Genomic DNA, 20,774 nt, shown 5'->3' with positions numbered 1-20,774 from the left:
GCTATGCGAGGCACAACGGAGGGAGCATAGCCGTAGCTATGTGACCGGAGTTGTAACGAAGCAGAGTGCCTGAACAAGGAGTCAGAAATATGTGATTTCATATGGTTAGCTACTTATTACGATGGTCTCTGAATGTAAGCCAGTCAGGAAAAAGAGGCATTACGCCTCTTTTTCTCAGGCCACGCTGTCCAGCTCGGAACTGATCAGCGTACCACGCAGAGAGTGCGGCAACGCTTCAACAATCTCGACATCCGCAAAGTGGCCAATCAGGCGAGGGTCAGCACACTGGAAATTCACTACCCGGTTGCACTCGGTACGTCCTGATAATTGTCCCGGATCTTTCCTGGAGTAACCGGTCACCAGAATCTTCCGGGTGCTGCCCACCAGACGACGGCTGATCTGAATAACCTGCTGATTAATGCGGTTCTGCAAAATCTGCAGGCGCTGTTTCTTCACTTCCTCGGGAACATTGTCTTTTATATCGGCGGCGGGAGTTCCGGGGCGCTTGCTGAAGATAAAACTGAACGAGGCGTCAAAGCCCACTTCTGCAATAAGGTTCATGGTGTCTGCAAAGTCCTGATCGGTTTCTCCCGGGAAGCCGACAATAAAGTCCGAGGAGAGCTTCAGGTCAGGGCGGATAGCCAGAAGCTGTCGTATTTTCTTCAGGTAGTCTGCTGCGGTGTGCTCCCGTTTCATCAGTTGCAGGACCCGGTCAGAACCACTCTGTACCGGCAGGTGCAGATGGCTGACCAGCTCGGGAACTTCGGCGTAGACATTGACCAGGCTGTCTGAAAACTCCAGTGGGTGAGAGGTGGTAAAGCGGATACGGTCAATCCCGTCAATGGCAGCCACCACCGTGATCAATTCCGCCAGGTCACAGACGGAGCCATCGTGTTTTTCACCACGATAGGCGTTGACGTTTTGCCCCAGCAGGTTGATTTCCCGAACGCCTTTTTCCGCCAGGCCATAGCATTCAGCAATAACGTCATCCATGGGGCGGCTGATTTCCGCACCACGGGTATATGGAACGATGCAGTAAGTGCAGTACTTGTCACAGCCTTCCATAATGGAGACAAACGCCGTTGGACCATCCACACTGGGTTCCGGCAAACGGTCAAACTTTTCAATTTCCGGGAAGGTAACGTCCACCACGGGAATATGGTTGGCCTTGCTGGCATCGATCATTTCCGGCAAACGGTGCAGGGTCTGTGGGCCAAACACCACATCAACCTGGGGTGCCCGTTTACGGATCTCATCACCTTCCTGGCTGGCAACGCAGCCGCCAACGCCGATGATCAGGTCCGGGTTTTTCTCTTTCAGTTTTCGCCAGCGACCCAGCTGGTGGAACAGTTTTTCCTGGGCTTTTTCCCGCACGGAGCAGGTGTTTACCAGCAGGACATCCGCCTCTTCCGGATTGTCCGTCAGCTCCAGGGTATGAGTCTCGCCGAGCAGATCAGCCATACGGGCGGAATCGTACTCGTTCATCTGGCAACCATGGGTTTTGATATACAGTTTTTTGCTCATTTCACACTTTACTGGCTTGTGCCGGGAGGCTGTCCGGGAATAGTCCACCCTGTGGGCGCTATTCCCAAACAGCCTCCTGGAGGGCTCAAACCTGCAGCGAGGCCAAGCCTGTTGTTCATAAACCGGGCATTATAGCTACCCTGCACCATGGAGGATAGTCAAGGATGAGCCCGGTTAAACCGTGATTACATAGATTGTATTGTGGTCATTGCAGAGTGCGGGCGTGGGATGACGAATAATCGATCCGGTCAGATTTGTACATTCCAGTGTATTTAGGCAAACCATTGCAGTCAGGCTTTGTGTTATGATCTGCGCCCTGAAATCCTATGGTCAGCTCAAGCCGTAAAACGTCTGGGCAGAATTAACGTGGTACTAGAACCTAATGGCGAAAACCCCCATTTTCCGTGTGATTTTTCAAAATCAGGGCGAAGTGTTTGAAATCTACGCCCGACAGATCTTCCAGAGTGAACTCTGGGGTTTCATTGAGGTTGAGGAGTTTGTCTTCGGTGAGCGCAGTCAGCTACTGGTTGACCCGGGCGAAGAGAAACTGAAGGCAGCGTTTGAAGGTGTAAAGCGCAGTTACATTCCACTGAATACCATTATTCGTATTGATGAGGTGGAAAAAGAGGGAACCGGCAAGGTTTTTGAAGCACAGGGTGATAATGTCCGACCCTTCCCCGTGATGCCCCATATTCCCAGCAGGGACTGAACTTAACCGCTGGTTAGGCAGTCACAGCTCGTATCCATGGCATCAGCACCGTCATCCTTTGGCCTGTGCCGGTAGTGGGGGATATTATGGATTCACTGTCAGATTCTCTTAAGTCACTGGAAGTTGGCAGTGCTGTCCCAGGGGGCAGTGATGCGATGTCTGCTTCTGGTTCAGCCTCAGCCATCGCGTGGGGACGAGAGTTGGCAGTGGTTAATGTCTCATCACCGGCATGTTCAGGGTTCCCTGTTGCTACGTTCCCCGATGCCGCTCCCTGCACCTCTGCAACCGCTGTATCTGATCATGGCCCCGGGCTGTTAATGGGTAACCCTGTTAACAGCGAAAAGAACAACCATTTATCGAGCCGGGAAAAAGTGGTCGCGGTGATGTCCGCCTTTGGTACATCGCACCCCTTCGATAGCCGGGCGATAATGCGCATTTTAGCTGCATGCATTTGTGATGAAGAAGAGCAATTGTCTCCCTTCGTCAGTAATGGTAAGAAATGCAATTTTCTGTTGTCAGGATTTCTGGCTTTGCAATATGCCGGGGAGCCTGAAGCCACTGAACCCATCCTGGCAAAGCTTAAGAATATTGATAAGGATTTTCTCGACCTTTATCTCAGGGCTGTTGAGCTATATTTGCTGATTTCCGGACAGTCACCCTCTTCTATGGATTATGAGCAGGTGCAGGAGCTTTCTCAGTTGGTCCGGGAGACTGAATTTTTTCCCGCCGCCTGGCTGCTGGTGAAGCTGAGTTGTAATACAGATAAGCTGCTGCTGGTTTCACCCTTTCTTATCCCGCGTCTGCTGGTTCCGTTCCTGAATCGGAGCTCTGAAATGATTATGTTGGAACGGACTTTTGCCCGGGAGCTGATGGATGCATTCACTACCCTCCTCAAGCTGACTGACAAACACTTCAAAAGCTGTCTTGAAAAAATGACGCCCCGTGACTTGTTCATGCTGGATTTGGGGGGGCTGATAATGGGTACCAATGCCAAGCCTGAGATCAAAAAGTTTGCTGACTATCCGGAAGGGCTGAGGCAGATCATTACTTTGGACTGGAGTGACATTATTCGTTCCCGACAGGAAGGTGGCAGGCTCGAACTTCGCTCCAGGCGCAACCGCTATAACCATAACGATCTCAGGCAAGTGTTTGAGGAATCGGGGGCGAAGTTGCGGGTATCGAAAGGGACAATAAATAATCTGCTTGGCGGGGTATTCAAGGATGCAGGCAAGGGGGATACGAAAAGAAGGCTGTATAAGTACTTCGAGCAACGTCTTGAGGCGAAGGAGTCACGCTTTGTAAGTGGGCTTATGAAGTTGACCAAAGGGCTAATGTACCTTTGTTCCACAGGGTTTGAAAAACATCCGCTGATCGCCCTTATACATCTGGCTAATGCGGCAGACAGTGGCTTGTCCCCGCTGCTGCTCAAAGATGCGGGTGATATTAACCTGGGTTTTGGTCGGTTTGAAAAGTCCCGGGAACTGTATCAGCAGCTGCGCAGCTTACCCGGTTTGCCAGAGTCCCTCAGGCGAAGGCTGGATTCATTAATTGAAATCTGTGAGTTAAATATTCCTGCCGTAACCAGCACTGCAGCAACAGATGCTGTTAAAACGCCGGTTGTCGTTGAATCTGGCAGCAGGAAAAGCAGGAAAAAAAGAAAAACACATCAGCGCAGCAGGGCGGAGTTCAGAGGGAACGTGGTTGCCCCGAAGCAGCACAGTCCGGATACGGAGCAAACACCTGAAGTTGTCCGGCCGGTTAAGCAGAGGCATTTGCCGTCGGAGTCTGATTTGCCTGAACAATCAGATTCTGAAGACCGCGAACATCCGGATAAAACCCCGGAAGCGGCACAGATAGACCAACTTTCACCGGTTACATCTTTGAGGCCAGCGCCTGAGAAGGTGGCCGGGGCAACGGCCCCACGGCAGCTGTTTATGCCAAGGGAGGGGCGCTTCAGCGATAGTGATTTGATGGTTCAGAGGTTTGTCCGGGAGATTAATGCCCATCGAAACAAAAGTGATCTTGCCAGTGAGCAGTTGTGTATTGAACAGTGGCTGATGCAGGACCAGGTCTATGGGCGTGTTTGCGAAGATGCAGCCTGGTTCTACTTGCGGCAGTGTATTTTTCCCGAGCAGATGAACGCGGTCATCCTGGCCGGTGACCAACTGAATGATGAGAAGGAGGCAAAATGGCAAATGTTGCACTTTGCCCTGGATTGGGTCTCCCGGGCCATGGCCTGTTACCTGGCACAGCCCATAGAGAAGCGTATCCTCAGTGGCCGGTTGCAGGAGATGCTGATTCAGCGGCACCATCAGAACCCGGAGCAAAAAAAGGACGCTGAGGCCTGCAAGCGCCTGCGATCCGGATGCTCCGGTTTTGGCCATGTTTTTTCTGAGTTGAGTGGCCTGGTCAGCAGCCACAAGCTAAGAAAAGTTTATGATGACAAGGGGCATGAGTTTTTTGCGTTAAAACGCATTGCCGATCCTCTGTATTACCTGGGGGTGTGATATTGCCTAGTACATGGTTTCAAAGAGTTTGACGTGTACAATCTCCGTTCACCCTGAGCGGAGTCGAAGGGTGCTTGGCACGATCTATCAGAGTCCGGAGTTTCCGCCTTTAGGCCCTATGGGTCCTTCGATACTTCGACAAGCTCAGCACTCAGGACGAACGGAGTGCGGAGGCACGACAACCCTTCACACTCATTGAAACCATGTACTAGGTTCCCGGCTTGATAAGGCTCAGGCCGATAACTGCTTGTCGTTGTCGTTTTGATACCGGTTTTTAAAGAGCAGATACAGTCCACTGCTCAACAGCAGGTTGCCCAGTCCAATCAGGTACCGGAATAAATCCAGCCTCAGATAGCCAGCCAGTGTGCCTTCAGTACCGATGATCAGCGCGCCGGTAAAATAGCTGGTAACAGAAGCGATGATCAGCCACTTCGGCCCGGACTCCACCGTTGAGCGCAATAGCAGAAATGACGCGAAAATCAGTAGCACAGCCATTTGCAGGTCACGGTAAATAATGTCTAAACCGTACCATCGACAGACTTCGTAAACCACGCACACACCCAGTATCAGCCGACCCCAGGCGGCCCGACTCCAGCTGCTGACGCTAACGCCAAGACAGGTGGCAATTCCGGTCAGAGGCGGCGCAAGAAACATGGCAGCATTCACCAGCATCTCGTGGGGGCCTGACCAGGCACTGGAGATACCATAACGCAGGCTGCCAGTAATGGATGCCAGCGCCATTAGCAGGAATCCCAGCAAGGCAGCAGTGGCAGAAAAGCGATGAACGTCAGCGAAACTCTTTTGCTGTGCCATAAGAAAAACAGCAAAAAGGCAGGCAAAGGCCAGCACGGCATCGGAAATAGCCAGAGAACTCATTGTTTGCAAAATTGCTTAACCAGTCATTTAATAAAATACTCCGAAGATCAGCCTTCCGGACTCAGGATAATCGGGCGAATGCTTTCTCTGCCGCACTCCATGTAGCGTCCAGCTCTGCCTGACCATGGGCTATGGATATAAATCCAGCCTCAAATGCTGAGGGTGCCAAGTATACGCCATTATCCAGCATGCCATGGAAGAATTTGGCATAGCGCCCGGTGTCACAGGCCATCACTTTGGTGAAGCTGTCTATGGTATTGTCGGTATGATGCTGGTCGGTGAAAAATAGACCAAACATGCCGCCTACCTGGGATGTGGTAAAAGGAATACCGGCGGCTTCTGCTTTTTCTCTGAGACCTTGCAGAAGTACCGTGGTTTTCTCCGTCAGGGATTCATGAAAGCCGTGGGTAGACAGATTTTCCAGTGTGGCCAGACCGGCAGCCATGGCCAGCGGGTTACCAGAGAGTGTTCCGGCCTGGTAAACAGGGCCCAGTGGTGCCAGGTGCTCCATAATCTCCCGGCGACCACCAAAAGCACCCACGGGCAGACCACCGCCAATAATTTTACCCAGTGTCGTCAGATCCGGCGTTACGTCGTAATAGGCCTGGGCACCACCCAGTGCAACCCGGAAACCGGTCATGACTTCATCAAATATAAGGACAGTGCCGTATTCATCACACAGCTTGCGCAAGCCTTCCAGAAAACCGGGAACGGGTGGAATACAGTTCATGTTGCCAGCCACCGGTTCAATGATGATACAGGCAATTTCATCACCAACCTGCTGGAAGGTTTCTTCCACCTCGGCAAGGTTGTTGTAGGTCAGGGTAATGGTTTTTTCCGCCAGTGCAGCGGGCACTCCCGGTGAATTGGGCACACCCAGGGTCAGGGCACCGGAACCGGCTTTTACCAGCAGTGAGTCGGAGTGGCCGTGGTAGCAGCCTTCAAACTTGATGATTCGGTCACGACCGGTAAAGCCCCGGGCCAGACGAATGGCGCTCATGGTTGCTTCAGTGCCGGAGTTGACCATGCGCAGCAGCTCCATGGAGGGCACCATCGCCCGTACCATCTTGGCGAGTCGGGTTTCCAGCTCCGTGGGTGCACCAAAGCTCATGCCAGCCAGGGCCTGATCACGCACGGCAGCGATCACATCCGGGTGGTTGTGGCCGAGGATCATGGGGCCCCAGGAGCCGATGTAGTCAATGTATTCCCTGCCGTCCACATCATAAAGATGCGCGCCACGGGCTTTTTTAAAAAAGATGGGCTTGCCGCCAACTCCTTTAAATGCTCTGACCGGTGAGTTTACTCCCCCGGGGATGACCGTCTGGGCATCGTCAAAAAGTTGTTCAGAACGAGACATGGTGGCAATTCCTTAACATAGGCTGTGCGGCTTAACCCCGGGGTTTTGGCCGCTATTCTTTATTGTGCAACTGTGGAAGGTTAAACAGCTTTACGCTGTGTATCGTTAAACAGAGCTATAAAATTCCGGGCCCGATCCCGGATATTCTGTGCCGCAAACAGGTTATTAACGACGGCAACCATATCAGCACCGGCAGAAATCACCTCAGAAGCATTGTCCGTGGTAATGCCGCCAATGGCGACGATGGGCAGGTCAAACATTTCCCGTGCCCGGGTCAGAATGGCAAGCTCGGCATTTTTAGCATCGGGTTTGGTTCGGGAGGGGAAAAACTTGCCAAAGGCAATATAGTTGGCTCCCTGTTCAGCAGCCGCTTTTGCCTTTTCCAGAGAGCCCTCGCAGCTGATGCCGATAATGGCATAATCACCCAGCCGGGCTCTGGCATCGGCAATACTGTCATCCTGCTGGCCAAGGTGAACGCCATCGGCTTCCACATCAAGGGCCAGCTCAATGTCATCGTTGATGATCAGCATGGCCTGGTATTGATGGCAGAGAACCTTCAATGCTCCGGCCTGTCGCAGTCTTTTACCGGAGTCGAGGCTTTTATCGCGGTATTGCAGGATTTTCATACCGCCCATCAGAGCCTGCTCTACCGTTTCGAACAGTATTCTGTCATCGGGTTGCAGTTGACTATCGGTAATACCGTACAGGCCGTGAAATCTATGCATGGTCCATACCCAATTATTAAATATCCGGCAGATTATACCAGTTTATCGTCCTTGTCTTTAATGGACGTTCATTATTAAACATAAGACCAGTATTCATCATATTCCGTGGAAAAAATGTGTTCTAACAAACATCAGGTTTGCCCGGTAATGCATCAGCATCGATGGCAGCTCTCTCACTGACTGTTGAGCTATCTTCGTCGGCTTCAGGGTGGGCTTCGCCCACTGAGCAGAGAATGCCGGCAACCGTGTTGCCAACAACATTGGTGACCGTGCAGCCGGCATCGGTAATCCGGTCAGTCGCCAGAATAATCGCCATGGCTTCAACGGGTAGCCCCATGGTGTGTAACAGTACTCCGGTGGAGACTGCTGCACCGCCGGGTATACCGCCAGTAGCAACGGCCAGAAGGAAGGTGGTGAAGCCCATGGTGCCCATTTCCAGAAGGCTCAGGTCAATATGCCAGGCGTTGGCCACAAACAGGGCGGCAACGCTCATATAGATAGCAGAACCGGACATATTAATGGTGGCTCCCAGGGGAACCGTGAAGCCGGCGATATGTGCTGGGACCTGGAACTTTTCGATCAGTGTCTGATAGGTAATGGGGATCGAAGCGTTAGAGCTGGCAGTAGAGAGGGCAAAAATGACCTGTTCACGGGTGTGACGGATAAACACCAGAGGGGAACGTTTAATCACCAGCCCGATCAGCACCGGATAAATAACAAACAGCCAGAGGCACATAATGAGCAGGCAGGTCAGCACATAGGACAGCACACTTAAAATGCTGCTGCCGTTTAATGTGGCAGCCAGTTTGGCGGTCAGAAAGAAAACCCCGATGGGAGCCATACTCATGACCATGCCAATCAGTTTCATCATCACGCTGTTGGCCAGTGAAATAGCATTGCTGACACTGTGGGTTTCGTGGTTTTCCAGCTTCTTTATGGCAACCCCGGTAATGATTGCCATAAACAGGATTTGCAGAATATTGCCTTCTACCAACGCCTGAAAGGGGTTCACTGGTACCACGTTAATAATCATATTCAGCAGTGAAGGGAGTTCAGACTGGCCAGAGCGAACCAGTTGGTCAACGTGGCCAAGATTGGCTCCGGTACCCGGTGCCACCATCAATGTGATAACAATGGCTGACAGGATGGCAAAAAATGTATTGCCCAGATAGATGCCAAAGGTTTTAACCCCCAGTCTACCGACTTGGGTGATGTCGTTAATGCTGCACACAGCGTGGGCAATGGAGACAAAAATAAGGGGGACAACCAGCATTTTAATCATTGCCACAAACATCACACCAACGGCATGAAAGAGGCCACTGACCAGATATTTCTGGATAATACCTTCGGGAGAGGCAGCCAACTGGATAATGATACCAGTGGCCATTCCCAGTATCAGGGCAATCAGTATTTGAGGGGCTAAATTTTTCTGCATCATACATTCTCCTCTCAATATGAAAGTGAAACGGCTCTGCTGACTTATGCCCCCTTACTTATTTGGAACGCTTTATCAGTAACAAGTTCCCGACAAAGATGAAAAAATGCTATTTCCTTATGGTAAATCCTTATTTTAGTTGAAAATTATCGGATTTCCTGAAGCCGTGATCAGGGCCGGATTTGTGCAATTGAAGGCATAACCAGCCAGTTTCAGGCGAGTAGGGGGGGCTTTTGATGTCCCCCGGAAAAGTATTTCAGCCATTATTCGCTGCTAATGTTGCCAAAGCACTTTTGTGAAAGTTTTGGAGGCCAGGCATGTTGTCACCATGCCTGGGAGGCTGACCGAGAATAGACTGCCCTACTGCGGTGGCAGCAAATTGGTCTAAAAAGTCGGAAATTTTTAGCAAATAGAACCACTATTCACTAAAAATTTCCGACTTTTTATCCTCAATTTTCTGCCATCCTCGCTACGGGCGCTATTCTCGGTCAGCCTCCTGGATATCAGCCCTGAGGTTTCGCAAGCCCTGGCCTGAGAATGTTGAAACGGCTTATGCCGTGGAGAAAATCATCCGTGATGCTGATGCTGTGCCTAATACCATGATTATTTTGCACGATCGTATTACATCATTCTTGACAGCGGCAGATATTGACTACCCTGTTACTTGATTACCAGATGTCCGGCTTATTCATCGCCTCGACACAGTGTGGTTTGCCAGCGATTGGCTCAATCTCCTTACTAACCAGCGACTGGCCTAACCAACCTTCCGGATGGGACAACGGCAGTGGTGCTTTGATCACGGTTTCACTGACAGGCGCAAAACCTGTTCGACAGTAGTAATCAGGATCACCATAGGTGAATACCAACTCTGTGCCATTGTCTTTTAATGTACGCAGGCCAAAGTGGATCAATGCCTGACCGGTACCTTTACCCTGGTAATCAGTGCCGACAATGCCTCCAAATTAATGACAGTCTGTCTCTTGTGCTACTCTGAGACTTTCGTGATCCTGAGGAAAAGAATAATGAACATAAGCATTTCTTATACGCCTGCTACTTCCGGGCAGCAAGCTGAAACACCTAACCTGGTAAAAGCACTTACAGGCTATGGGGTGTTCGCAGGGTTTCTTATTTGCATTAAAAAAGTCCAGGATCCAGGATTGGTGACGTTGGCTGCTTCCAGTGCGGTTGGCGCAGGCCTGGGTTACTTATGTGGGTATTCAATTCACCATTCATTATTGGCGGTTGTCGATGGTGTGCGAAATGTTACCAATGGTTTGAATGCGTTGTTCCCGGGTGCAGATAATCACACCGTTACTCCCACAGCAGCCTCAATCAATCAGTGGTTGGAAACCAACGATCAGGATAATAACGTCAGGTTATCTAATAATCCCGGCAACGACGTTGCCCGCCAGACATTGAGTCGACGGCACAGTGTTTAACGGTTGTGTCACATCCTGAAGGCACTGGTATGTCTTTCCCGGGCAGAGAGTGTGCATTGCAGGGGTGTCAGGCCTTTTTTGCATTAATGTTCTACAGCGTTGCAACTATTTTTTCGCACAGCTTTTTTAAAGTGATTAATTCATCAAGGTCAAGCTGGATTTTACACTTCATTTGAGCAGGCACCTGCAACGCCTCTTTTTTTAATCCGGTTCCTTCCTCAGTCAGTTTTAACACGCGCACGCGTTCGTCCTGCTCACTGCGTCCACGTTCGACCAGGCCCTTGCCCTCCAGCCGCTTCAAAAGAGGGGTTAATGTGCCAGAATCCAGATGCAGTCTTGCGCCAATATCCTTTACACTGATGCCATCATTTTCCCACAACACCATCATCACCAGATATTGGGCATACGTCAGATCCAGCTTATCCAGTAATGGACGATAAGTCCGAACCACGGCATTTGATGCACTATAAAGCGGAAAACACACCTGATGATCCAGCAACATGTGCTCTTCCGCAGAGAGTTGAGTTTTCTGTTCACAAAGAGCCATCAGCCGCACCCATAAAATAAATTGCACACAATATACTTGTCTTTCGCTCTTTTTCAGATAAAATATTGTCAGCAATTAAGTTGTTCACAATATAAATGGCAAAGGATATTACCATGACTTCTATCTATAAAACTCAGGCAACTGCTCTGGCTGGTCGTAACGGACAGGTAAAAACAGACGATGGTATGTTAAATCTGGAGCTGTCCTACCCAAAAGAAATGGGTGGTACTGGTGCGGCGACGAATCCTGAGCAGCTGTTTGCCGCGGGTTACGCTGCCTGCTTCTCAAACGCCATTCTTCATGTTGCCCGTGAAAGCAAGGTAGCTTTGCAAGCTGCCCCGGTCACATCCGAAGTGGGCATTGGCCCGAATGCCAGTGGTGGCTTTGCACTTACTGTCAGTCTGACAGTAAACCTGGATTTACCCCGGGAGCAGTCTTTGGAACTGGTTCGGGTTGCACATCAGGTGTGTCCATACTCTAATGCCGTCCGTGGCAACATTGATGTTCAGATATCCGCCAATGGTCAGCTTATTTAATCCGGAAATGCACGCCTGAAAATTGTCTTGATGGGACGTAATGATGCATGCAAAAGCGGGCATCATTACTTTTCAATGCAGCCTCCTGGAGTCGGATGATTTATCCATATTCCGGATGAAGCATCATACAACCATGAATATGTCATAATTCAAGTATCAATCAAAAAAGATGACAAATTCATGAATTCAGTTAATGTCACGGCTAACCAGCCCGGTTCGAAAGTTGAAGTTATCGCTCCATTTTTAGCAACTAAGGCCAGTTCCGGGCAAACAGCATCGGTTTCAACATCTTTTAACCGACAGGTAAGAACTCAAGACAAGCCTTATTACCCTGGCTTAAAACGTCAGCCCGGCGAAGAAAAGCGTGTCACTCAAGACTTCAGCGAGAAAAGATGCACATTAACCACCCTTGCAAACCCGGTTTCTGGCAGACAGGGTCAACAGTTTTCAGGATCGGGTCAGAACAGTCAACGCTACGAGTTTTACCCCTTGGTTGAATGTTATGGGCAAAACTTGCAGACCAGTGAACAGGAGTACCAGCCACCCAGTAAAGTAGCCCTGCCATTAAAAGAAAGAAAAACTTATCGATGTAGATGGGATGGTTGTGGTAAAACATTTACTCGAAGCAATAATCTGCAAGTACACCAACGTACTCATGTGGGGCTGAAGCCGTTTAAATGTGATTTTGCGGGTTGCAGAAAAACATTTGCCAGGAATTATGATCTAAAAGCACACCAATTCATTCATACGGGGCATTGGCCGTATGAATGTGATTCTGAGGGTTGCAGAAAAGCGTTTGCCAGGAAGTCTGATCTAAAAAGACACCAACGCATGCATACGGGGGAGAGACCATATGAATGTGAGTATGTGGATTGCAATAAGAAGTTTACCACGAGTCAAAATCTGCAAGTACACCGACGCATTCATACGGGGGAGAGGCCATATAAATGTGAGTATGTGGACTGCAATAAGAAGTTTACCACGAGTCAAAATCTGCAAGTACACCGACGCATTCATACGGGCTATAAGCCATTTAAATGTGAGTTTGTGGATTGTGGCAGGAGATTTATCACAAAGAACAAGATGAAATTACATGAACGTAGTCATTTAAATGAGAGTTCGTGAATTCGGTAAGAGTTTTGCCATGGAGCTAAATCTAAAATAATATGAATTCAAGGTATGTCAAAGCCTCCGGATCAGGTTCAAAAATTGAAGCTATCGCTCAATTTTTATTGGCTAAGGCCATCGGGCAAACAGCATCGGCCTCAGCATCTTTTAACCGACAGGTAATAGCTCAAGACAAGCCTTATGACCCTGGCATCAAACGTAAGCCGGGCGAAGAAAAGCTTATCCATTTCCATGTGAGTTTGGGGGTTGCGATAGGGGATATATCACGAAGCAAAATCTGAGAAGACACGAACGCACTCATAAGGATCAGTCATCATAATTATCCTGGACTTCCCGGGTAAAGTCGTTCCAGTCGATCTTTGGTGTACGCCATTTATATTTTGTATCAGAGCCATGGTTCTCTGAAGCCCAGGTATCGTATTTCAGGGCACAATCATGCAAGTTAGTAATAGTGTCAGGAATCACCTTGCCCAAGAGGTTGTTAACCAGCCACGCCGGTATGGAACCCTTTGGATCAGAGTGCGAGATAAATATCAGTTTAGTCCCGCCACAATGGGTCGGTATCATGTAATACCCAGTGATAAATGAGCGAGCCCTTACAAATCCTTCCCGCTCAGGACAGTCTGCATGGTCCACGCTGTGGTTCATAATGATATACTCACCGTTGGTAAATTCCATCCAGGAGCGCATGTTGCAGAAATCACGTTTCGAGATCGGCCAAGGGGGTTGCACTGCGTAGTATCCAATGTCATTCCGGTAATCCAGCTGACAGATGTCGCGCCCCTCAACCATCTTCTTGTCCCAGGTTTTGCGGTAGTCTGCATCATGCAGTGTGTTGAACAGCGTTTCGGGATTAATATCGTCCCACTGGACAGTTGCACGGACAATGTTGAATCCGGAGCCTTTCTCACCAGGCTTCAGATCCTCTGGCCTGGACTCCACGAGAAGAGCTTTCTGGCTATCCTCATAGACTTTTGTCCACTTGCCATCCTGGCTCCCGGCGAAGTCACGCAGTTTAACGAAGTCGGGCAGTTGCATCAGCTTGTACCTCTGCCCCTTTGATTCAACAAAGACAGGGGTAACCGGACACCTTGCAGCGTTCCCGTCCGGGGAGTGTGTTACCTGAAAACCTGGTGATATTTGCCTGTCTTCTAATGGCTTTTTTGCTGATGTTGTTGCTGATTCCTGCTTGCCACCCTCAGGTAAGGCTTGAATAGAGTGGGCTACATTTTCTTCTACGGAAACTGAATTAGTATGCCATGTACCGACATCAATCTGACGCTGGGACCCCGGCCTGCTAATTGATCTACTACTGTATTCATCAAATTGGGGATTACCTTGACATGCTCGCATTTTGTAACCAGATAGTCTTGATCAACTTGCACAATGCCACTATAAAAGCCCATGAAAAATAAATGTCAAGTCGAGTAATGTCGGTTTTATCTGCCCTGATTGTCAGGACAATTGTTTTCAACCTCCTGGCATTAATTACTTAAAACCAATTGATGTTTGCGATGTTGTGCCTCTTTTATGGCCAGTGCCTCAGGGTAGTTGCTGGTATCGCAGGGAATGTTAAACCGGTCTTCCAGGATCTGACACACTTGTTCTGCAATGGCATAATGGGCCTCTGCACTCGGATGCACACTGTCGCTGTAAAATGCTGTTTTTCCCGGAGCTATCTGAGACAGATGATTGCAGACGGGGTGCCAGCTGTCATCAAATGCCGCATTGTTTAGCAGTTCCCGGGTAAAAATGTTGCGCTGCTGTTCAGCCTCTTTTCGCTTTTGTGCAATAAGGGCCCGGCGATCTATTTCAACCTCTCCATCGTCATCTATACCCGGTATCGGAATATTCAGAATAGGGTGCACAAAATCCCATTGAGGATCTTGTCGCAGAACTTCAAACATTTCTTCACCATCAATTTTCATGACACGATAACCAGAGTGCTGAGGAAATGATTCCCTTAGCAGGTTGATTCTCATACTCAGGCTGGCATTGTATACCCGCCATTTTTCATGCAACTCCTGTCGTTCGGGGGCGTTAAGAAACCTGGGTGTGGAAGTGATATCGGGCAGTGAAAACACGATAACCCGCTGAGCACCTGCTTGCAGCACATTGTAAATATCCTGAGCCTGTTCCTGGGCAATATCGTCAGGTTCCTGCCAGTTATTCAGGAAATCATTACCGCCATTAAAAAAGACCACCAGGGTGTCCGGCAGGATCAGTGGGCTGGAAGTGTCTTTACCGACCTTGCCATTGCGCTCACTCAGATAGGACTGCACAATCAGACCCTCACAAGGGGGTATAAGGCTGCCCTGAAAGAGCGTGACAACAGCATCCATGACCCCCTCCACAGAACTCAGGAAGGCACCGGGTCTGCCCAGCTTACTTTCAGCACAGAGTATCCAGCTGCCTGCCATGGCCCGGTTATCAAGGTTCACTTTGTGCTGATTCGGGTATGACATCATTCTGACCAGCACCTCGGGCCACATCAAATCCATCTCTCTGCCGGTGGTCCACTTCCCTTTTTCGTAGTGCTGGCTGTCCGGCAGGAGAGGGATCTGGTCTGCAAACTGGCTGGTGGTTGACAGTAAGGTCTCTTCAGCCACGGCAGGAATCATAGAGAACAGGTCTGCCCTGATAATTTCACCCAGGGCCTCGGTCTTATTGGCCAGAAGTCTGCTGATACTTTTGATGGAAGGCATCTGACGGGCAATATAGGAATGCTGAATAGTGCGGAGAAAGCGGGTGGTGCGTTGTACCGCCCCGAGCAGGGGACTGTCCAGCTTCTGTTCCATGTATTCAAGGCCTGCCAGTATGTTCGTCAGCAGTGATTCCAGCTGGTTCACAGCATGCTCTTCCAACCCGGTCATTAGCCGCCGGATAAAGCTTTGTTCACGTTTTTCTGCCTGAAGTTCTATCCGATAAAGTGCAAATGTTTGTTTAATATTCCGGATGCTGCTGGCGCGGGAGAAGAACTGGCTCAGATCAATGGGTGGCTCTTCGACCATCGGGTTGAAATCCCCCCTCAGGGTTTTCAGCAGATTGAAGGTAGAAAGCGCTGAATCAGGTGTATGAAAATCATCACCATGACTGTCTGAGAGGCTGTCCCCAAATACCAGTAAGGTATGGGGGCTCCATGGCTCAGGTTTGATTACTACAGGACGGCTTATATTCGGCTCATGGTGCGCACTGGTTTGCAGGGAAAACAAAACCAGGCAGCAGGTGATCAGTGTATACCAACAGTTTTTCATGGTCTGGCCCTGACTGAACTACTTACCCATGTTCCTCAATTTTAACCCAGCTATCATGATTTACAGGCTGAATCTGATGGCAGTTTTTTATATGAGTATATAAGTTAGAAGATTGAGAAAAAGATTTAACGCATATCAGGCAAAGATATGGTTTAACCCCAGAGTGGACAGAGGCATGTCTTTCTAAACCAGCTTTTTGAGTAAACCGTTTTTTACATACGTGGCATTTATAGTTTTTTGTAATCTGATGAACCGATCTCTCGTGCAGGCAACGTTCAATATCAAATCTGAATGTTTCACCACACTCTTTACGGCTGCATGTAAATTTTTTGCCCTTTGAGTCTTTTGCCGCTGGATTGCGGTTGGATAACCTTTCCGGACCATTAGTTAAATTGTTTGGCTGAGGGGAAGCTAAAGAAACAGGCATTTGTTGATAAACGGCAGGGCGTGATTGATCATTGGCCTGAGTATGGGCGACAGGAGCCAGGCCAAGGAGGCCGCAAAAACAGATTTGTCGTAAATTATTGTTATTGCTCAACATGGGATGACTGAATTATTCAATAATACTTTGGATCACTGATCACTTCTCTTTATAAAAGTTCCTTCGCGACAGGCCCTAAGCCCAAGGATGTGTGAGGCTCCATGAGCTGAAGTCATTCGTTGAAAGCAGGTTCGACTCTTGCCCGGTAAAGACTCATCCCATGCCGTAAGCGAGTATTTCGTAGTCAGTGTAACGGTCTCTTCTACCTCTTTCGGGGCATAGAGGTAGATTCAAGCCCATTATTTTTTGCTTTATTCCTTACCAAGGCGGCAGCTTGCTTACCAGCGATTTTTGCTTGTTCTTTATCACCGGTATTCCTGAGAACTTTGTAGTAAGCCTTAATATAAGCCTTCCGTTGCTCGGTCTGTCCGTAAGCCCTCTTGGTAGCCTTCCCTTTCTCGGACTGCTGGTAAGTCTTCGTGACAGCCATCCCTTTCTCGGACTGCTGGTAAGTCCTCTTGACAGCCTTCCCTCTCTCGGACTGCTGGTAAGTCTTCTTGACAGCCTTCCCTCTCTCGGACTGCTGGTAAGTCTTCTTGACAGCCTTCCCTTTCTCGGACTGCTCGTAAGCCTTCCGGCAATCCTTCTTTTTCTCGGACTGTGCCCGGGCTTTGGCAGCCTTGATTTTCCCGGATTGCTCGTGAGGTACAGCGAGCGTGAGGAGCCGAGGTTCATCAGAACCGGACGATTCATGTGCTTTAAACTGACTGGTTTCAATTGTAACTTGCTCTTGTGGGTCTTTATTTAATGGATCAACTTGAACAACTGGACGTGATGGTGGCTGAGAAAAAACAGCTAATGAATTTTCCGGAGACAACTTATGGGTTATTTGCTCAAATTTTGTTGTGGATGGTAAATGAGAAATTGAAAAATCACTCAGTGAATGTGGAGCCGGTAGTGTGTCCAGATCTATTACATCCTGATTTAAATACCCATCATAGAATGAGTCAGGTGTCTGTATAGAGTGGCCAGCCATACTTGGCTGTGAATCTAAAGGATCATTTGGTATTGAGTGTTCATCCAGAAACTCCTGTAACCATGAGTAGTCAGAAATGAAAATTGAGTCAAAATCGGATATGTACATTGAATTATTGAATTATTGAATTATTGAGATATTGAATTAAAGCTTAAGACCTCTCATACTTTATAAAAGTTCCCTCCTGACACAAGTCGCTTACTATTTATGTCAAAAATGCATAAATGATTGATATGGATATCAGCAATAACGATGTAAAACTCTTTGGAAACCTTAGCTGTTCCCGACTGCCCGTGAGCCACTGCAAGCGAGAAGGGCACAATTTCAGCAGAACCGGGCGATTCAGAAGCTTTAAACTGTTAATTGAAGTTGTTGGTTGGTATTAAATGTGCTGTTAGAAAATCCTGTAATCGGGAATAACCAAGAATGATATTTGAGTCTACGTTAACTTTGTTCATGTAATTATCTAATTATTGAAATATTAAATTATAGTTTATGACTAATAATTTTTATAAAAGTATTGTTTTATTTTCTTTTATTAGGAAACAAAAGGATCCTGTGCAGATTATTTGCTTAAATGCTGTTTGGATTGTTTTGATTCTCATCTTATGAAAAAAATACTGATAATCAGGTAATAAAGTACTATGGGCATTACAGGCACAGCTTCAGGTAATGAAGTTCAGTATCAACAGGCTATTGATCCTGCTGATGGCACCCTGAAGCCATCATCTTCACAAGACGCCATTGAATCTAAAGGGTTTACCGGAACCAGGGCCGTGGTAAAGGAGGATTCAGACGCCGTTGTTAACTGCAGAACGGAGCCGATCGAGGAACCCGGAGTCCAGAGTCACAGTAAAGCCATATCGCAAAGAGAAGTGACCCAACCCGGTTGTCAGGCAATCTTGCTGGGGAAAAAAACGGATGAAACCCTTGAGGCTATATGTGGAGGAACCTGTCTGGCACTTGTGGGGCTGGCACTTCTGCTCGCTGCCGGGAGTGGTATTTTTAGCTTGAATGAGAGTTCTTCATCAACTGGCAACCATTACAATTCAACACCTCCCTCAAATCTGGCCTTTAATAAAAACACTACGGCATCATTACAAGATGCTATCTCTGCTTCCTCAGCACAGAATAATGAGGACTCTTCCGGTATTGGCGGATTATACGTCGCTGGATTATTTTTTATCACTGTGGGGGTTGCAGGTATTTTATTGACACGCTTTTGTTCCGGCAGTGATACCAAAAAAACGGATAAAAGTCAGAGCAGTAAAATTCTGGATTCAGAATCTGGCCCTAAAGATCAAATAAATAACAGCAAGTCCGTTGAAATTTCCATGGAAGATATTTCAACCCTTCGGCAAAGGGAATCAGTCAACCGCGATACCAGGCCTGACCTGCTGCTGAAAGCGGATTATCAGCAAGCCGGGTCATGGGATGTGGAAAGCGTTAATCAGGATGCCGGTTCTTCAGTTAATGTGGAATATCCACTTTCCTATGACAGTGATGAGGAAGAATTTCAGCCATTTTTACCCTGTTTAGTCAATGTTGAAGCCGAGGTTATGCCTGTGCCTGCTGCTTTTCCATCAGAAAGTCTCGATATGGTGAATATGTCTTCCAATCGTAGTGGTTCACCTGCCCTGCTGATAGCAGATGAACCGTTTGATGAGACGGCATTCTACCCCTGTGCAGGGAATGATGCTGACAGACTGTATCAATTTATTGAAGATAATGCCTTTGAGTCCCTTGAGCCTGAGGTAAGCCAGGCCTTTAAGCGGCACGTGTCCAAAATGAGTTACCTGGATTTCAAGGCATTTGCCAACAATGTTGGAGTCGGAGATGAAGTCAGAATCAGGCAATCCATCAATAATATGGTTACTGGCAGATTCCCTGATGATACTCCTGAACAGAGAGAACTGCTGGTTCAGACACTGGTGGAGGTTATCAGTACATTTCCGGTCGACTCTGCGGGCACAGCGGTTTGTGGAGAAGCCATCGTGTAATGCATTGCCGCTGTCACGGGTAATAACGTCCACCGAGCAAACGCAAACCCGATGCCCCGGTAACCGCAGGCAGGTTGCCGGGTAGCTGCAACATATTCTGTCTTGCTAACCAGGCAAAGGCGATCGCTTCTACCCACTGAGGATCAACACCAAGCTCCGAGGTTGATCCCAGCTTGATGCCGGGCATTTCTTCTTTCAGCATTGCCATCAGGGCGCTGTTATTGGCACCGCCGCCGCAGGTAAACACTTCATCGGTATCGGGGGCATGTTGCTGTATGGCATCGGCAATGCAACGAGCGGTTAAGCGACAGAGGGTTGCCTGTATGGTGGAAGGGGACAGCCCACGAAAGCCTTCGAGCATTGCGTTGAGCCAGGCCGGGTTGAACAGTTCCCGGCCGGTACTTTTGGGAGCGGGTAACCGGAAAAAGGGATCGCTTAACATGGTTTCCAGCAGGATCGGGTCATAGGGCTCCCGGGCAGCATGAAAGCCATCCTTATCATAAGGTTGCCCCCATTGCTGTTGGCACCAATAGTCCATTAAAAGGTTCCCGGGGCCGGTATCAAAGCCGGTTACCGGTTTTTGCTCACCGTTGTCAGCGGGCAAGATCGATATATTGCTGATACCGCCAATGTTGACGATTACCCGGTGGCCGGTTTCGCTGGTAAAAACCGCACGGTGAAAGGCGGGTACCAGTGGGGCTCCCTGACCACCGGCGGCCATATCCCGGCGTCTGAAGTCGGCAATAACGGTAATGCCGGTCTGCTCTGCCAGGATATTAGGGTCACCGATCTGCAGGGTGTAGCCTGACTCGGGTATGTGTCTGATGGTCTGGCCATGACTGCCAATGGCCTTGATTTGATCAGCACTCAGTCCTGCTTTGTTCAGAAGCCCATTGACCGTTTCTGCAGCGACATAAGCAATGGCCGGGTCCACTTCCGCCAGCAGACGGATTTCATCATGACCAGGCTGGCAGAGCTGTTGAATTTTTTGCTTCAACTCAGTGGGCCACTCAGTACTGTGGTGGGCCAGGAGTGTTGGACTCTTTCCAGCAAAGTGAACAGCGGCAGCATCCATGGCGTCCAGGCTGGTACCTGACATAAGCCCTATATAGATATCAGACATGGTTCGCCTCTGGAAGGAAGGTTTATCGGGACATTATGGTTAACGACAAAGACAGTGAAGCGCAAAATAAACAGCCAGATGGCTTTGCGCCTTACGT

Annotated in this window: 19 protein-coding genes; 7 read left to right on the top strand and 12 right to left on the bottom strand. The window is 48.8% G+C overall.

What is annotated here, in order from left to right; translation table 11 throughout:
* Positions 1-174: 174 nt before the first annotated feature.
* Positions 175-1,524, bottom strand: coding sequence for a tRNA (N6-isopentenyl adenosine(37)-C2)-methylthiotransferase MiaB (gene miaB / locus ACO6UY_RS14525; RefSeq protein ID WP_422459530.1), 1,350 nt, complete (start codon positions 1,522-1,524; stop codon positions 175-177).
* A gap of 382 nt (positions 1,525-1,906) precedes the next feature.
* Between miaB and ACO6UY_RS14520 the strand changes: the two genes are divergently transcribed.
* Positions 1,907-2,233: a DUF1820 family protein gene (locus ACO6UY_RS14520; protein ID WP_422446597.1), complete on the top strand. Its 327-nt coding sequence runs from the start codon at positions 1,907-1,909 to the stop codon at positions 2,231-2,233.
* A gap of 86 nt (positions 2,234-2,319) precedes the next feature.
* Entirely contained in the window at positions 2,320-4,740 is a 2,421-nt protein-coding gene (locus tag ACO6UY_RS14515) for a hypothetical protein (protein ID WP_422459528.1), read from the top strand.
* 231 nt (positions 4,741-4,971) lie between these two features.
* On the opposite strand, the gene ACO6UY_RS14510 is transcribed toward ACO6UY_RS14515, so the two are convergent.
* The 5 genes from ACO6UY_RS14510 to ACO6UY_RS14490 form a co-directional block, all read right to left on the bottom strand.
* A complete protein-coding gene (locus ACO6UY_RS14510) occupies positions 4,972-5,625 on the bottom strand; it encodes a hypothetical protein (protein ID WP_422468697.1) in 654 nt (217 codons plus the stop codon).
* A gap of 52 nt (positions 5,626-5,677) precedes the next feature.
* Positions 5,678-6,973: a glutamate-1-semialdehyde 2,1-aminomutase gene (hemL, locus tag ACO6UY_RS14505; RefSeq protein WP_422446591.1), complete on the bottom strand. Its 1,296-nt coding sequence runs from the start codon at positions 6,971-6,973 to the stop codon at positions 5,678-5,680.
* Between the two features lie 80 nt (positions 6,974-7,053).
* Positions 7,054-7,698 carry a thiamine phosphate synthase gene (gene thiE, locus ACO6UY_RS14500; RefSeq protein WP_422446589.1) on the bottom strand — a complete coding sequence of 215 codons (645 nt, stop codon included), beginning with the start codon at positions 7,696-7,698 and terminating at the stop codon, positions 7,054-7,056.
* Between the two features lie 121 nt (positions 7,699-7,819).
* The gene (locus ACO6UY_RS14495) at positions 7,820-9,136 is read right to left on the bottom strand and encodes a dicarboxylate/amino acid:cation symporter (protein WP_422446587.1); all 1,317 of its coding nucleotides are present in this window, start codon (positions 9,134-9,136) and stop codon (positions 7,820-7,822) included.
* A gap of 665 nt (positions 9,137-9,801) precedes the next feature.
* Entirely contained in the window at positions 9,802-10,044 is a 243-nt protein-coding gene (locus ACO6UY_RS14490; RefSeq protein WP_422446585.1) for a hypothetical protein, read from the bottom strand.
* Positions 10,045-10,155: 111 nt separating this feature from the next.
* Here ACO6UY_RS14490 and ACO6UY_RS14485 point away from each other — a divergent pair, with 111 nt between their 5' ends.
* Entirely contained in the window at positions 10,156-10,572 is a 417-nt protein-coding gene (locus ACO6UY_RS14485; RefSeq protein WP_101745577.1) for a hypothetical protein, read from the top strand.
* A gap of 91 nt (positions 10,573-10,663) precedes the next feature.
* Here the strand turns inward: ACO6UY_RS14485 and ACO6UY_RS14480 are convergent, their stop codons facing one another.
* Positions 10,664-11,074: a MarR family winged helix-turn-helix transcriptional regulator gene (locus ACO6UY_RS14480; protein WP_276328469.1), complete on the bottom strand. Its 411-nt coding sequence runs from the start codon at positions 11,072-11,074 to the stop codon at positions 10,664-10,666.
* 158 nt (positions 11,075-11,232) lie between these two features.
* Between ACO6UY_RS14480 and ACO6UY_RS14475 the strand changes: the two genes are divergently transcribed.
* The 3 genes from ACO6UY_RS14475 (at position 11,233) to ACO6UY_RS14465 (ending at position 13,064) form a co-directional block, all read left to right on the top strand.
* Positions 11,233-11,655 carry an organic hydroperoxide resistance protein gene (locus ACO6UY_RS14475; RefSeq protein ID WP_422446579.1) on the top strand — a complete coding sequence of 141 codons (423 nt, stop codon included), beginning with the start codon at positions 11,233-11,235 and terminating at the stop codon, positions 11,653-11,655.
* Between the two features lie 180 nt (positions 11,656-11,835).
* A complete protein-coding gene (locus tag ACO6UY_RS14470) occupies positions 11,836-12,780 on the top strand; it encodes a C2H2-type zinc finger protein (RefSeq protein ID WP_422446577.1) in 945 nt (314 codons plus the stop codon).
* A 41-nt stretch (positions 12,781-12,821) separates the two neighbouring features.
* Positions 12,822-13,064, top strand: coding sequence for a hypothetical protein (locus tag ACO6UY_RS14465; RefSeq protein WP_422446575.1), 243 nt, complete (start codon positions 12,822-12,824; stop codon positions 13,062-13,064).
* Positions 13,065-13,089: 25 nt separating this feature from the next.
* Here the strand turns inward: ACO6UY_RS14465 and ACO6UY_RS14460 are convergent, their stop codons facing one another.
* From ACO6UY_RS14460 to ACO6UY_RS14445, 4 genes are all read right to left on the bottom strand, one after another.
* Positions 13,090-14,136 carry an START domain-containing protein gene (locus tag ACO6UY_RS14460; RefSeq protein ID WP_422490375.1) on the bottom strand — a complete coding sequence of 349 codons (1,047 nt, stop codon included), beginning with the start codon at positions 14,134-14,136 and terminating at the stop codon, positions 13,090-13,092.
* Positions 14,137-14,267: 131 nt separating this feature from the next.
* Positions 14,268-16,037, bottom strand: coding sequence for an SGNH/GDSL hydrolase family protein (locus tag ACO6UY_RS14455; RefSeq protein WP_422490373.1), 1,770 nt, complete (start codon positions 16,035-16,037; stop codon positions 14,268-14,270).
* 22 nt (positions 16,038-16,059) lie between these two features.
* Complete coding sequence (locus ACO6UY_RS14450; protein ID WP_422490371.1) at positions 16,060-16,578, bottom strand: C2H2-type zinc finger protein; 519 nt, start codon at positions 16,576-16,578, stop codon at positions 16,060-16,062.
* Between the two features lie 202 nt (positions 16,579-16,780).
* Entirely contained in the window at positions 16,781-17,662 is an 882-nt protein-coding gene (locus ACO6UY_RS14445; protein WP_422490369.1) for a hypothetical protein, read from the bottom strand.
* A gap of 536 nt (positions 17,663-18,198) precedes the next feature.
* On the opposite strand from ACO6UY_RS14445, the gene ACO6UY_RS14440 reads away from it, so the two are divergent.
* Entirely contained in the window at positions 18,199-19,554 is a 1,356-nt protein-coding gene (locus ACO6UY_RS14440) for a hypothetical protein (RefSeq protein ID WP_422490367.1), read from the top strand.
* A gap of 13 nt (positions 19,555-19,567) precedes the next feature.
* On the opposite strand, the gene ACO6UY_RS14435 is transcribed toward ACO6UY_RS14440, so the two are convergent.
* Positions 19,568-20,677, bottom strand: coding sequence for an anhydro-N-acetylmuramic acid kinase (locus ACO6UY_RS14435; RefSeq protein WP_422459519.1), 1,110 nt, complete (start codon positions 20,675-20,677; stop codon positions 19,568-19,570).
* Positions 20,678-20,774: the final 97 nt, after the last annotated feature.

It is taken from the genome of Endozoicomonas sp. ALE010 (assembly GCF_049310165.1).
In the GTDB taxonomy this organism is placed as follows: Bacteria; Pseudomonadota; Gammaproteobacteria; order Pseudomonadales; family Endozoicomonadaceae; genus Endozoicomonas.
This window is presented reverse-complemented; position numbering and strand designations above follow the sequence as displayed.